12 protein-coding genes are annotated in these 13,654 nt (G+C 53.1%); 4 read left to right on the top strand and 8 right to left on the bottom strand.

Annotated features, from left to right (window positions below):
* Positions 1–3: 3 nt before the first annotated feature.
* Together trmH and recG are read left to right on the top strand one after the other, a co-directional pair.
* Complete coding sequence (trmH, locus tag LG384_RS17990) at positions 4–693, top strand: tRNA (guanosine(18)-2'-O)-methyltransferase TrmH (protein WP_045448840.1); 690 nt, start codon at positions 4–6, stop codon at positions 691–693.
* 5 nt (positions 694–698) lie between these two features.
* Complete coding sequence (gene recG, locus LG384_RS17985; protein WP_200011223.1) at positions 699–2,780, top strand: ATP-dependent DNA helicase RecG; 2,082 nt, start codon at positions 699–701, stop codon at positions 2,778–2,780.
* A gap of 48 nt (positions 2,781–2,828) precedes the next feature.
* Here the strand turns inward: recG and gltS are convergent, their stop codons facing one another.
* Positions 2,829–4,034 carry a sodium/glutamate symporter gene (gene gltS / locus LG384_RS17980; protein WP_045448843.1) on the bottom strand — a complete coding sequence of 402 codons (1,206 nt, stop codon included), beginning with the start codon at positions 4,032–4,034 and terminating at the stop codon, positions 2,829–2,831.
* A gap of 225 nt (positions 4,035–4,259) precedes the next feature.
* On the opposite strand from gltS, the gene xanP reads away from it, so the two are divergent.
* Entirely contained in the window at positions 4,260–5,651 is a 1,392-nt protein-coding gene (xanP, locus tag LG384_RS17975) for a xanthine/proton symporter XanP (protein ID WP_045448845.1), read from the top strand.
* Between the two features lie 121 nt (positions 5,652–5,772).
* A complete protein-coding gene (locus tag LG384_RS17970; RefSeq protein ID WP_045448846.1) occupies positions 5,773–7,482 on the top strand; it encodes an AsmA family protein in 1,710 nt (569 codons plus the stop codon).
* Positions 7,483–7,574: 92 nt separating this feature from the next.
* Here LG384_RS17970 and LG384_RS17965 read toward each other — a convergent pair whose 3' ends face one another.
* From LG384_RS17965 to LG384_RS17935, 7 genes are all read right to left on the bottom strand, one after another.
* A complete protein-coding gene (locus LG384_RS17965) occupies positions 7,575–8,258 on the bottom strand; it encodes a D-lyxose/D-mannose family sugar isomerase (RefSeq protein ID WP_045448848.1) in 684 nt (227 codons plus the stop codon).
* A 49-nt stretch (positions 8,259–8,307) separates the two neighbouring features.
* A complete protein-coding gene (locus LG384_RS17960) occupies positions 8,308–9,168 on the bottom strand; it encodes a ketose-bisphosphate aldolase (RefSeq protein ID WP_048223132.1) in 861 nt (286 codons plus the stop codon).
* A gap of 80 nt (positions 9,169–9,248) precedes the next feature.
* Positions 9,249–10,100 (bottom strand): class II fructose-bisphosphate aldolase, encoded by an 852-nt coding sequence (locus tag LG384_RS17955; protein ID WP_048223133.1) that lies wholly within the window; start codon positions 10,098–10,100, stop codon positions 9,249–9,251.
* An 11-nt stretch (positions 10,101–10,111) separates the two neighbouring features.
* Complete coding sequence (locus LG384_RS17950) at positions 10,112–11,203, bottom strand: PTS fructose transporter subunit IIC (protein ID WP_045448853.1); 1,092 nt, start codon at positions 11,201–11,203, stop codon at positions 10,112–10,114.
* Positions 11,204–11,229: 26 nt separating this feature from the next.
* Positions 11,230–11,550, bottom strand: a complete 321-nt coding sequence (locus LG384_RS17945; protein WP_045448856.1) for a PTS fructose transporter subunit IIB — start codon at positions 11,548–11,550, stop codon at positions 11,230–11,232.
* Positions 11,551–11,569: 19 nt separating this feature from the next.
* On the bottom strand, positions 11,570–12,040 hold the full coding sequence (locus tag LG384_RS17940) for a PTS sugar transporter subunit IIA (protein WP_045448857.1): 471 nt from the start codon (positions 12,038–12,040) through the stop codon (positions 11,570–11,572).
* Between the two features lie 26 nt (positions 12,041–12,066).
* The gene (locus tag LG384_RS17935) at positions 12,067–13,620 is read right to left on the bottom strand and encodes a transcription antiterminator (RefSeq protein WP_200011186.1); all 1,554 of its coding nucleotides are present in this window, start codon (positions 13,618–13,620) and stop codon (positions 12,067–12,069) included.
* Positions 13,621–13,654: the final 34 nt, after the last annotated feature.

Raw genomic sequence — 13,654 nt, 5'->3', positions numbered from 1 at the left:
TTTATGAATAAACAACGTTATGCTCGAATCTGCGAGATGCTCGCCAGGCGTCAGCCTGATCTGACCGTCTGCATGGAGCAGGTCCATAAACCTCATAACGTTTCTGCGATCATTCGAACCGCAGATGCAGTCGGCGTACATGAAGTTCACGCTGTTTGGCCAGGGAGCCGTATGCGCACCATGGCCTCTTCTGCCGCAGGTAGCAACAGTTGGGTACAGGTTAAGACCCACCGCACGATTGGCGATGCGGTAACGCATTTAAAAAGCCAGGGCATGCAGGTTCTGGCGACGCACCTCTCTGATAAAGCCGTCGATTTCCGCGAGATTGATTACACGCGTCCTACCTGCATCCTGATGGGTCAGGAGAAAACCGGTATTACTCAGGAAGCGCTGGCTCTGGCGGATCAGGACATCATCATTCCTATGACCGGCATGGTACAGTCGCTGAATGTCTCAGTCGCCTCCGCGCTTATTCTGTACGAAGCACAGCGCCAGCGACAAAACGCCGGGATGTACCTGCGAGAGAACAGCATGCTGCCGGAAGATGAACAGCAGCGGTTGCTGTTTGAAGGCGGCTATCCGGTGCTGGCAAACGTTGCTAAGCGCAAAGGTCTTCCCTATCCCCACGTCAATTCGCAGGGCGAAATTGAAGCCGATGCAACGTGGTGGGCCACTATGCAATCTGCGAGATAAACGCGATGAAAGGCCGTTTACTGGATGCTATTCCACTCAACTCTCTGACGGGCGTTGGCGCAGCGCAAAGCAGTAAACTGGCGAAAATCGGCCTGCACACCGTGCAGGATCTTCTCTTACACCTTCCCCTGCGCTACGAAGACCGCACGCATCTGTATCCAATTGGCGAACTGCTGCCTGGCGTATATGCGACCGTAGAAGGCGAAGTGCTGAACTGCAACATCACCTTTGGCGGCCGCCGAATGATGACCTGCCAGATAAGCGATGGCTCCGGCATTCTGACAATGCGCTTTTTCAACTTCAGCGCAGCAATGAAAAACAGCCTTGCGACAGGAAGACGGGTGCTGGCCTATGGCGAAGCCAGGCGCGGGAAATACGGCGCAGAGATGATCCACCCGGAATATCGCGTGCAGGGAGATCTCAGCACACCGGAACTCCAGGAAACACTCACGCCTGTTTATCCGACCACTGAAGGTGTAAAACAGGCAACACTGCGCAAACTGACCGATCAGGCTCTGGATTTGCTTGATACCTGTGCCATTGCCGAACTGCTGCCGCCAGATTTATTACAGGGTTTGATGAGCCTGCCAGAAGCTTTACGCACGCTGCACCGCCCGCCGCCATCACTACAGCTCAGCGACCTTGAAACCGGGCAACACCCGGCGCAGCGACGTCTGATCCTTGAAGAGCTACTAGCGCATAACCTCAGCATGCTGGCATTACGCGCAGGCGCTCAGCGCTTTCATGCTCAGCCTCTCAGTGCCAATGATACCCTGAAAAACCAACTACTGGCCGCGCTGCCATTTAAACCTACCGGCGCACAGGCTCGCGTAGTGGCTGAGATCGAACGCGACATGGCGCTGGATGTCCCGATGATGCGTCTGGTTCAGGGCGATGTCGGTTCCGGTAAAACTCTTGTCGCCGCACTCGCGGCGCTAAGGGCTATCGCACATGGCAAGCAGGTAGCGCTCATGGCACCAACCGAACTTCTGGCTGAACAGCACGCGAATAACTTCCGTAACTGGTTTGCGCCATTGGGTGTTGAGGTGGGCTGGCTGGCGGGTAAGCAGAAAGGTAAAGCGCGTCTTGCGCAACAGGAAGCTATCGCCAGCGGACAGGTGCAGATGATTGTCGGCACTCATGCGATTTTCCAGGAGCAGGTGCAGTTCAACGGTCTGGCGCTGGTTATCATCGACGAACAACACCGCTTTGGCGTTCACCAGCGTTTGGCGCTGTGGGAAAAAGGTCAACAGCAGGGTTTTCACCCGCACCAGTTGATCATGACCGCTACCCCGATCCCCCGTACGCTGGCAATGACCGCCTATGCCGATCTCGATACCTCGGTGATTGACGAACTGCCTCCGGGCCGTACACCAGTCACTACTGTCGCCATCCCGGATACCCGTCGCAGCGACATTATTGACCGCGTGCGTAACGCCTGCACTCACGAAGGGCGTCAGGCATACTGGGTCTGCACGCTCATTGAAGAGTCTGATTTACTGGAAGCACAGGCTGCGGAAGCCACGTGGGAAGAACTTAAACTCGCCCTGCCAGAACTCAATATTGGCCTGGTACATGGGCGAATGAAACCCGCAGAGAAACAATCGGTGATGGCCGCCTTCAAACAGGGTGAACTGCATCTGCTGGTCGCCACCACGGTGATTGAAGTTGGCGTGGACGTGCCAAACGCCAGCCTGATGATTATCGAAAACCCGGAGCGCTTAGGCCTGGCCCAGTTGCACCAGCTTCGTGGCCGCGTAGGCCGTGGCGCGGTGGCCTCTCACTGTGTGCTGCTCTACAAATCGCCGCTTTCAAAAACTGCTCAGAAGCGTCTGCAAGTGTTGCGGGACAGCAACGACGGATTCGTTATTGCGCAAAAAGATTTGGAGATCCGCGGCCCGGGCGAATTGTTAGGTACGCGTCAGACCGGAACTGCAGAATTCAAAGTGGCGGATTTGCTGCGCGATCAGGCGATTATTCCGGAAGTTCAGCGCATTGCCCGTCACATTCATGAACGTTATCCACAACAGGCGATGGCGCTGATAGAGCGCTGGATGCCGGAAACAGAGCGCTACTCCAACGCATAACAGATCAAGATCAATAGCGGCGGCGGTTATCACACCGCCGCACAGCCTTTATTGCGCAAAAATCGGCAACAGTAGATACAGCTTAATCACCAGCGCGTTGACAATATCGATAAAGAACGCCCCCACCATTGGCACCACCAAAAATGCCATATGCGACGGACCAAAACGCTCAGTAATTGCCTGCATATTAGCAATCGCCGTCGGCGTCGCGCCAAGACCAAAACCACAGTGTCCTGCCGCCAGCACCGCTGCATCATAGTTCTTACCCATCATGCGCCAGGTCACGAATACAGCGTACAGCGCCATGAAAATGGTCTGTACAACGAGGATAGCCAGCATCGGCAGTGCCAGTGAAGCCAGCTCCCACAGTTTCAGGCTCATCAACGCCATCGCGAGGAATAGCGACAGGCTAACGTTACCCAACACCGAAACCGCACGCTCAAATACCCGATAAAAGCCCATTAACGCCAGGCCATTGCTGAGGATCACCCCCACAAACAGCACGCAAACAAAAGTCGGAAGTTCCAGTACCGTTCCCACCAGCAATTGCGCAACGATTTTTCCGACCGTCAGACAGATAGCAATCAGCGCGATGGTTTCAATCAGCACCAGAGAGGTGATTATGCGCCCGACATCCGGTTTTTCAAACGCGGTCGGAACCGCCTGATCGTCCGGCATACCGTCCGGCGTCGTGGAGTGCTTTACCAGATAGCGCGCCACCGGACCACCAATCAGTCCGCCCAACACCAGGCCAAACGTTGCGCACGCCATCGCCACTTCGGTGGCATTGGTGAAACCATAGCGTTCAATAAACAGTTTGCTCCACGCAGCTCCGGTGCCGTGGCCGCCAGAGAGCGTTATCGAACCGGCAATCAGCCCCATCAGCGGGTCAAGGCCGAGCAGACTTGCCATCCCAATACCAATGGCGTTCTGCATCAATAGCAAACCTACCACCACAATCAGAAATATTCCCACCACGCGCCCACCGGCTCGCAGGCTGGCGATATTGGCGTTCAGGCCGATAGTCGCAAAGAACGCCAGCATCAGCGGATCGCGCAGCGTCATATCAAAATTGACTTCCCAGCCCATACTTTTTTTCAGTACCAACAGCGCGATCGCCACCAGCAATCCACCCGCTACAGGTTCGGGAATGGTGTATTTCTTCAGGAAGGGAACAGACTGGACGAGCTTGCGCCCCAGCAGCAACACCAGGGTTGCAGCAACCAGTGTTGATAAAGTATCGAGGTAAAACATATACAGCTCCATTAGTGCGTTTAGCACAGTCACGCACGATGCATTCCAGATCGATTTTTAGCTCTTAATGAGTTATCGGGGTGGATTTTAAGCAGAAAATGATGAAAAGTTATATAAAAATGTTTGTTTATCCGTTTTAAATATTAGCAATAGTTACTGGCAAACGTTTGCTTTTACGCCATGGTCAGATAAAATCACCGCTTTTCCACCATGGGATTGCCTCTGATGTCCGTTAACGCCGTAGAGTCAGCAAATGCGCAACCGGTTGCGCAGACTCACAACAGTGAACTGATTTACCGTCTTGAAGATCGCCCTCCGCTAGCCCAGACCCTGTTTGCCGCCTGTCAGCACCTGCTGGCGATGTTCGTCGCGGTTATCACGCCTGCCCTGCTCATCTGCCAGGCGCTCGGTTTACCGGCTCAGGATACTCAACACATTATCAGTATGTCGCTGTTCGCATCCGGCGTAGCTTCCATCATTCAGATTAAAGCCTGGGGGCCAGTTGGCTCGGGGCTGTTATCCATTCAGGGCACCAGCTTTAACTTTGTTGCGCCGCTGATTATGGGCGGCACGGCGCTGAAAACCGGTGGTGCCGATGTCCCTACTATGATGGCTGCGCTGTTTGGCACGTTAATGCTGGCAAGCTGCACTGAAATGGTTATCTCTCGTGTACTGCATCTGGCGCGCCGTATTATTACCCCGCTGGTCTCAGGCGTGGTGGTGATGATCATCGGCTTGTCGCTGATTCAGGTCGGCCTGACATCGATTGGTGGCGGCTACGCGGCGATGAGTGATAACACCTTTGGCGCACCGAAGAATTTGATGCTGGCAGGTGTCGTACTGGCACTCATTATCATTCTGAATCGCCAGCGCAACCCATACCTGCGCGTTGCGTCACTGGTGATTGCGATGGCCGCGGGCTACCTGCTGGCCTGGTTTATGGACATGCTGCCGCAAAATACCGCACCGGTAAGCCAGGACCTCATCATGGTGCCAACACCGCTGTACTATGGTCTGGGTATCGACTGGAACCTACTGCTGCCGCTGATGCTGGTCTTTATGATCACTTCGCTGGAAACCATCGGTGATATTACGGCCACGTCCGATGTCTCCGAACAACCCGTCTCCGGCCCGCTGTATATGAAGCGTCTGAAAGGTGGCGTACTGGCTAACGGTCTGAACTCATTTGTCTCCGCCGTATTCAACACCTTCCCGAACTCCTGCTTTGGGCAGAACAACGGGGTCATCCAGTTAACCGGCGTCGCCAGCCGCTATGTCGGCTTTGTAGTCGCGCTGATGCTGATCGCACTGGGCCTGTTCCCGGCGGTAAGTGGTTTTGTGCAGCACATTCCAGAACCCGTTTTGGGCGGCGCTACGCTGGTCATGTTTGGTACCATTGCAGCATCCGGGGTACGCATTGTTTCACGCGAGCCGTTGAATCGCCGCGCCATTCTGATTATCGCGTTGTCGCTGGCTGTCGGTCTTGGCGTCTCCCAGCAGCCGCTGATCCTGCAGTTTGCTCCTGACTGGGTGAAAAACTTACTCTCCTCCGGCATTGCCGCTGGCGGTATTACCGCTATCGTCCTGAACCTGATTTTCCCGCCAGAGAAAGCCTAAGCGAAGTGCGGCGTTGATTCAGAATCAACGCTGCTGTAACGCTCTTTCACCATTCCCGCCTTGAGCATTGCGCATAAATCGTGCATAACTTGACTATGTGCACTTCGCGGGATGGAAGACCATGAAATTTATTGGAAAGCTGCTTCTTTACGTGCTGATCGCTTTTGCAGTGGTGATCCTCGGCCTTTATTTTCTACTGCAAACCCGCTGGGGCGCAGAGCATGTCAGCGCCTGGGTATCGGAGAATAGCAGCTACCACCTGACTTTTGATGCCATCGATCACCGGTTTTCCGCACCCTCCCACATTCTGTTGGAAAACGTCACCTTTGGCCGGGACGGGCAGCCTTCCACTCTGGTCGCAAAAATGGTCGATATTGGGCTGAGTAGCCGTCAAATCACCGATCCATTGCACGTTGACACCATTCTTTTGCAAAACGGTACGCTCAATCTTTCCCAGCAAACTGCGCCGCTTCCATTTCAGGCCGATCGCCTGCAATTGCAGGATATGGCGCTTAACAGCCCCGGCAGTGCGTGGAACCTGAGCGCCCAGCGCGTGAACGGTGGCGTTATCCCCTGGAGTCCTGAGGCAGGTAAAATTCTCGGCAACAAGGCGCAAATCCAGCTCAGCGCCAGCTCGTTGACGCTGAACGATGTTCCCACCACTAACGTGCTGATTGAAGGCAGTATCGACCATGAACGGGTGACGTTAAGCAACATTGGTGCAGATGTAGCACGCGGTGCATTAACCGGTGTGGCACAGCGGAATGCCGACGGCAGTTGGGTAGTGGAGAATCTGCGTCTGAATGATATCCGACTACAGAGCGATAAATCACTGGCCGATTTTTTCGCGCCGTTAACCACCATTCCTTCTCTGCAAATAGGTCGCCTTGAGGTGACGGATGCCCGTCTGCAGGGCCCTGACTGGGCGGTAACGGATCTCGACCTTAGCTTGCGCAACATGACCTTCAGCAAGGACGACTGGCAGACACAGGAAGGTAAACTGTCGATGAACGCCAGTGAGTTCATCTACGGTTCACTGCACTTCTACGATCCTATTCTGAACGCCGAGTTCTCACCGCAAGGCATTGCACTTCGCCAGTTCACAACCCGCTGGGAAGGCGGCATGGTCAGAACGTCCGGCAACTGGCTGCGCAACAACAAAGCGCTGATCCTCGACGATGCCGCGATTGCCGGGCTGGAATACACGCTTCCGGAAAACTGGAAGCAACAGTGGATGAAACCGCTGCCAGCCTGGTTGAACAGCCTGACCCTGAAGAAATTCAGCGCCAGCCGTAACCTCGTGATTGATATCGATCCAGCGTTCCCGTGGCAACTTACCGCGCTGGATGGCTACGGCGCTAACCTGGGGCTGGTGCAAAACAATCAATGGGGGATCTGGAGCGGTAATGCCACGCTCAATGCCGCTGCTGCTACATTCAACCGCACCGACGTTCGCCGTCCTTCGCTGGCACTCACAGCGAACAGCAGCACGGTTAACATCAGCGAGCTAAGCGCGTATACCGAGAAAGGGCTGCTGGAAGCCACCGCCAGCATCTCGCAGCTACCACAGCGCCAGACAAAAGTCAGCCTGAACGGGCGCGGTGTACCAATGACTATCCTGCAACAGTGGGGTTGGCCTGCACTGCCGCTTTCCGGTGACGGCAACATCCAGCTTATCGCCAGCGGTAACATTCTGGCAGATGCACCGTTGAAGCCAACAGTGAACGGTCAGTTGCATGCGGTGAATGCGCAACAACAACAGATGACGCAAACCATGCAGGCAGGCGTCGTGTCTGGCGGGGAAGTCACGTCCCCGTCGCCAGCGCAATAAAACCAGATTGCCCGGTGGCGTTTGCGCTTACCGGGCCTGCGATTTTGCCTCCTTGCCAGCCGAATAAGACCAAGCCACCATCCGGTGACGGGCTATTCCCGTAAACCATCATATTCACTGCATAACAACCATTTTACTGGCTCATCCTCAGCTATCGCCGGGAAGCGCCCGCCTGGCTCAAGGAAGTGGTTATCCTGCAGGTCGTCATTCACCATCGAAATTTCCCAACCCAGCACAAACGCTTTCTCAGCCCAGAAGCGATGGTACAAACGCGGCGGCAGGCAGACACTCTGCCCCGGCTTCAGCACCAGAGTGTCGCCGGGCTTGAAAGTACGCCGTTGACCATCCACGCTGACATCAACTATTCGCTGACCGTCGTACTGTGCATCGGGCGTAGCCCACGCCAGCTGCATGCATAAATCACCACCGCCGCGATTCACGATATCTTCCATTTTATGCGTATGAAAATGCCACGGAGTTTGCTGATCCTGCTGAATTTGCAGCATCTTTTCGGCATACGGTTTGGGGTAGTTGGCTGAACCCAGCAAGCCATTGCGCAACGTCAACAACGTCAGCCCCGTTTGCGAAAAATCCCCGCGACCAAAGTCGGTAATATCCCAGCCCAACCTGAGATCGAGTACTTCACACCACTCCGCTCTATCCTGCTGTCGCCAGACATCGGCGGTAAAATAGGCAAAATCAGGCAGACACACCCGAAAGGTCTCGGCGATGGCATGCGCTTTATCAACGGCATAATTTATTTGAGAACGCTTCATTCCACTTTTCCTTGTTGCGAAAGAGGCGGGTCACCCCGCCTGCATGCGGTTAGTAAAGTGACGCTTTTCCGGTGGAGCCGAACAGTTTCATTTTGTGACGGATCACATCTCGTGCGGCGCTGATCGCTTCCGGATAGATTACATTTGGGTCCCACCAGGTCTCTTTTGCCAGGATTTCACGGACTTTCTGGAAATAGGCGTATTTCATATCACTGGAAATATTGATTTTTCCGACCCCCAGCGTGACGGATTCGGCAATTTCCGCATCCGGATTCGCTGAGCCGCCGTGCAGAACCAGCGGAATATCCAGCCGTCCGGCGATGTCGCGCAGGATGTTCATTTGCAGTTCAGGCTGCATACCTTTCGGGTAGATCCCGTGTGCGGTACCAATCGCCACCGCCAGCGTGTCGGCACCCGTACGGGCAATAAAATCCTCTGCCTGAGCAGGATCGGTATAGGTAACTTGCGAGACACCGCCTTCTACTGACGTCCCGGTCTGACCAATCGTTCCCAACTCACCTTCAACAGAAACACCTACCGCGTGCGCCAGTCTGACCACTTCCTTCGTCAGTGCCACATTCTCCTCATACGGCAGCAGCGAGCCGTCAATCATCACGGAGGTAAATCCGCATTGAATTGCGCGCAGGACATGCTCTACCGAAGCACCGTGATCCAGATGCAGAGTGAACGGTACCGGGCTGCGCATCGTGATATCACGAACATAGCTAAAAAACGCATCACCGAGGAAATCATGCTCGCTAGGGTGGATGGAGATAATCGCAGGTGTGTTGGTCGCTTCCGCTTCTTCCACCACAGCACGCACAAAACAGCTATCTGCAACGTTAAAGGCGCCAATGGCAAAACCGTGCTGACGGGTAGGTTGCAGTAATTCTTTCATCGAAACTAACATGGTAATTCTCCAGTTTCAGGGTGTAGAAAGCCCTGCCAGTGCGTTATCGCAGAGGCATAGAGGGCGTTACAGAAAACGAATCAGGCTTTGTCGATAGCGCCGCTGGCCTGCAGGTACGGAATTATGGCTTCCTCGCTGGCCTGCTCCATCACCGCCAGAGCATCAACCAGTTCACAGGATTTGTCCCGACAGAGGGTATGCAGCAATGCCGCTTTTCCTGCCTCAAAGACAGCCGCCCCAACGTTGATCTTGGCAACGCCAAAGGCCGGGCAACGCTGGAGCTGGTCAAACGGCGTACCGCTACCGCCATGCAGAGCAAGCGGCACGGTCGACATACGGGCGATCTCCTCAAGACGCTGGAAATCAATGGCAGGGGTAATGCCAGGCGCGTACATGCCGTGCGCCGTTCCGACTGAAACGGCCAGTAAGTCGATACCTGTCTGCTGGATAAACGGCGCAACATCTGCGACCTGAGTCATCAAATCGACGTTCGTCGCATGGTCATAGCGCGGCGCATCGGCCAGATGGCCCAGTTCCCCCTCAACGCAAAGTTTTGCGCTGGCGGCCAGTTCCACCACTGCCCTGGTCTGGCGAATATTCTCTTCCAGCGCAAACGCAGAGGCGTCGATCATCAAACCGCTAAATCCGGCGCGGAAAGCCTGGCGAATGCGTACAGGATCCTTTCCATGGTCAAGTGCTAACGCGACAGGTACAGAGGCTTCTTCTGCTAGTGCTTTAACGACCGCCGCCGCCAGTGAGGCAGGGAAATGATCCAGATGTCCCTGGTACAGATTCAGAATGATGGGCGCACGGTGTTTCTCAGCAACCCGCACCGCAGCTCTGGCACTTTCCAGGTTCATACAATTGATCGCCAGCAGTGCGTACTGCCCACGCCAGGCTTTCGTCACCATGCTTTTCATATCGGCAAACATACGGCCTCCAGTTATTCCAGGGTGAAGGTGATATCTTCGTCTTTCAGTTTTTGATCGCTAAGTTCGTCAAACTCTTCGTCACGCTCGGTCACTGGTTTCTTCCACAGCGACAGCATGACGCCACAGATAACTGTCCCGATGCCCAACGCCAGGCAAAACAGCAGTGGATGTGTGAAGAGTGGGACAACAAACATGCCGCCGTGCGGGACAGGACTTTCTACGCCCCACACCATAATCAGGCCGCCCGCCACCGCGGAGGCCACCACACAGGACCCCACCACGCGCAGCAGGTCGCGCGCCGCAATCGGAATGACCCCTTCGGTGATCATGCAAATCCCCATCGGAAACGCCGCTTTCAGCGCTTCGCGTTCAGCACGGGTGTACTTGTGACGCGTCAGCAGGAAGGAGAGCGTAATGCCGAACGGCGGGATAATCGAACCGACAAACTTCACGGCTTCCGGGCCGTATACGCCACTTACCAGCATGCCATCGGCGAACAGTGACATGGTTTTATTCACCGGGCCGCCAAAGTCGAATGTCGCCATTGCGCCGAGGATTGCGCCCATCAGAAAGCGCGATCCGCCCTGCATGGACTCCAGCAAATGAATCAGCGCTTCCTGAAGCCAGGCAATTGGCTTGCCAATCAGCGTCATCATCAACAGGCCGCCAATCACGGTGCTCAATACCGGCAATACCATAATGGGCATCAACCCCTGCATCGACTGCGGCAACCGGATATAACGCTTAAGCAGCAACACGGTGTAGCCGACAAGAAATCCGCCCAGCATCCCGCCAATAAAACCGGTATGAATTTCACCGCAGACAAAACCGACAATCAGACCCGGCGCGAATCCGGGGCGGTCGGCGATAGAGTAAGCAATTGCCGCACTAATCAGCGGAACAATTAATCCCATCCCCCAACCGCCAATCTGGTTAAGCATCCACGGTATTGTCCCGGTTTTTTCACCAACATTTGTGCCACCGAGGATTTGCCCAAGGGCGATACAAATCCCTGCGGCAACAATTAACGGGATCATCCACGAGATTCCCGTTAACAAATGTTTTTTTATTTCCTGAGATAGCGGTATTTTATTTTCATTCATGTGAGATCCCTCCAGAATGAGGATCGCTACTGGTTCAAATTAACCAATGATTTTTCGACCTTTTCAAGAAACTGAATTGGCGACTTTATCACTATTTCTGTTTTCACTCGCACAATACGTTTATTTATAAAGCGTTCCTCCCCTTTTATTTTGACATCCACAGCCAGAATGACGACATCAGCGGCAGAAATATCACCTGCCAACAGTTCGTTTTCCGTGCCGATGGTGCCCTGGGTTTCAACTTTGATATTATGGCCAAGCGCTTTTGCGCCTTTTATTAACTTTTCACGGGCGATATAAGTGTGCGCAATCCCCGCCGTACAAGCGGCAACACAAACAATATTCATAAGATGCTCCACATTTTATTTAGCAGACATTCGACTCAGCATATTGGCTAAACAACTCAATAATTTTTTGTGGACTGCGCTCGATCAGTAACTGCTCAATAATCTCGTCATCTGCTAACGCCCCGGCAACCTGAGAGAGCAGACGAATATGTGTTGTGTTTTGATCTTCAAGACGAACGGCAAATAAAATAATGCACCGCACGTTGCTGCCATCAAGCGTTTCCCACGGAATATCATGCCGAGTACGCCCGATAGCCAGAGTAGTATTGACCACCGCCGAAGATTTACCGTGCGGGATAGCAATATGATTTTCAAAACCAGTCGAGCCTTCAGACTCACGCTGCCAGACGTCCTGAATAAACGTATCCCGGCAGCTAATCGCACCATCTTTTTGCAGCAGGTCAGTCAGTTCCTCAATGGCCTCCGTTTTATTTGTAGCCTTCATGTCCAAAATAACGCGATTTGTATTGAGTATTTTCGTTATGTCCATCAATCATACCTCATGGAGTTCAGACATTAATTTTCAACGACCAGCGACGTCGCACGATGTAATTTTTCAGTAATAACCGTTTCAGTAACCCGTTTAATATCAGCATCATTGAAGAACGCGGTAACATACACGACAGGCATCGCAATGGTGGGTAAATTTATTGTTGAAACCACCAGTTCAATATCTTCCGTCAGTACGGAGGGCAAACTTCCTGCCGACACCACACCCACAATGGTCCAGTCCGGAAAGGCGCGTAAAATGCGGCTTTTGAGTAAGTGAGAAGTACCGATACCCGTTGAGCAGACCAGTAGCACCCGCTTGCGGGCAATCTGGCGTTCCATTGCTGCCTGAAAATGCACAGTTAAGTACCCAACTTCATCTTCCGATACAGCCCGGTCGCCCCAGCCGCTAAACACCCGATTCACCGCGCACTGTGTTAAACGCCAGACATCCTCCAGCTCTCCTTTGATGTCATCCAACAGCGGGTTACGAATACGAATATGGTAGTTCAGCCGGTTAATCAACGGCTTAATATGAATCAGTAACCCGTCATACAGCGCAACGTCCTGACTGAGGTCGCTGTCGACCATCTCCGCAAATGTCGCGATCAGCCGCCAGGTAATCAACCGCGCCTCATCGCTGGAGTGCATATGGCCAATTACGCTCACATCGTTATGTTCTTCAATCATCACACCAGAAGAGATAATGTACTGATAAATAAACCAGACTTCGTCTTCCGGCAGCGGGTGCGCAATACGTTTTTCGATATGCTGGATCATGCGGCTGGCAATGGAAAAGATGCTCTCGTCAAATGAGGTAATATTTTCATCTTTTCTCGGTAACGCATTCCCCCGTGTGATGCGGTACATCATGATCAGAATATGAGTAAAAATATTGACGTAATAAGGCTCACCCAACGACCAACACAGATCATTCTCCATTTCCTGCAACAGCGTTTGTACAAATAAAACGTCTTCTTCACCGAAGTAATGCACTAGCGCTTTATAGCTACCTGAATCAAGGCGAGAATAAACGACGCTGCCGGGTTCATTATGGTTAATCACACCATTAATCAACGAGGCCATCGCCTGACGCACACCACTCTCGCTGCCTTCAATGTGCGTTCCGCTTTGGCTACGAATCAAAGATAATCCCAGCGGGGTTATCCATGATTCAATGACTTTCAGATCGTTAACAATCGATGCGCTACTGATAAAATAACGTTCAGATAATTTGCTGATAGATGTTTCATGCGGCGTTTCGCTTAATAATTGTGATGCTATCTTTACGCGCCGTGAATTATTCATCATTCCATCAACGTCATCGCCCTCGGCACCTAATAACTGATCCAAATATAAAAGATCAGTAATATTATCGGCAATCAGCATCACGCCTGCGCCAGTACGTTTATCAATGGATATTTTCCATTCCGATAACCACTGCTCCAGCATCCGCAGATCGCGTTGCACAGTTTTTTCTGAAACAGCTAAGTATTCAGCGATTTTCAGCAGCGTGACATATTCCTTCCGGGGCAGAAGAAATTTTAATAATCTGTTTTGTCGCGAGGTAATCATTTGCATTATTTACCCTTATCACACACCAGATTAAATATCT

It is taken from the genome of Citrobacter sp. Marseille-Q3906 (assembly GCF_916618775.1).
Lineage (GTDB): Bacteria > Pseudomonadota > Gammaproteobacteria > Enterobacterales > Enterobacteriaceae > Citrobacter > Citrobacter murliniae.
This window is presented reverse-complemented; position numbering and strand designations above follow the sequence as displayed.